Raw genomic sequence first — 714 nt, 5'->3', positions numbered from 1 at the left:
CGCGTCGCGCCCGCGGCTCCTCCTCCTCGACGAGCCGCTCGCCGCGCTCGACCAGACGACGAGGGCGCGCGTGCGCCAGGCGCTCCGCCGCCACCTCGGCGGCTTCGGCGGCGTCTGCCTGCTGGTGACCCACGACCCGGTGGAGGCCGTGTCGCTCGCCGACCGCATCCTGGTACTGGAGGACGGCCGCCCCGTCCAGCACGACGTGCCCTCCGAGGTGAGCCGCCACCCGCGCTCCCCGTGGGTCGCGCGGATGCTCGGCCGCAACGCGTGGCCGGGAGCGGCCACCCCGCACGGCGTGGAACTGGACGGCGGCGCACGCCTGTCGGCCTCCGAACCGCTGCCGGAGGGCGGGCGGGCGCTCGCCGTCGTGGGGCCCGAGGCCGTCTCGCTCCACCGGGAGCGGCCGGGCGGCAGCCCGCGGAACGTCTGGGCCGGTACCGTCCGGGAGGTCACCGCCGCCGGCAGCAGACTCCGGGTGCTCGTCGGCACCGACGGGGGGCCGGACGTCATCGCCGAGGTGACACCGCAGGCGGCGGCGGAACTCGAACTCGGCGACGGGGAGCGGGTGTACGCCGCGGTGAAGGCGACCGAGGTCCGGCTCGTGGCGTTGTGATCCCGGGTGGCGGCCGATGCCGGCGGCGCCGCTGGCGTGGTCCAACTGTGCGCCTACGGAGTGTAGTTCCTGACGGCTTGGGTCAGTGGCGACCCGTG

1 protein-coding gene is annotated in these 714 nt (G+C 76.6%); it reads left to right on the top strand.

Features of this window, described 5'->3' with window-relative positions:
* Positions 1 to 616 (top strand): TOBE domain-containing protein (locus tag UWG_RS30740; protein ID WP_016909391.1); only part of this gene is annotated, 616 nt, incomplete at its 5' end.
* Positions 617 to 714 lie beyond the last annotated feature (98 nt).

Source organism: Streptomyces xiaopingdaonensis (genome assembly GCF_000262345.1).
Lineage (GTDB): Bacteria > Actinomycetota > Actinomycetes > Streptomycetales > Streptomycetaceae > Streptomyces > Streptomyces xiaopingdaonensis.
The sequence above is the reverse complement of the archived record's forward strand: the minus strand, read 5'-3'. Positions and strand labels throughout refer to the sequence as shown.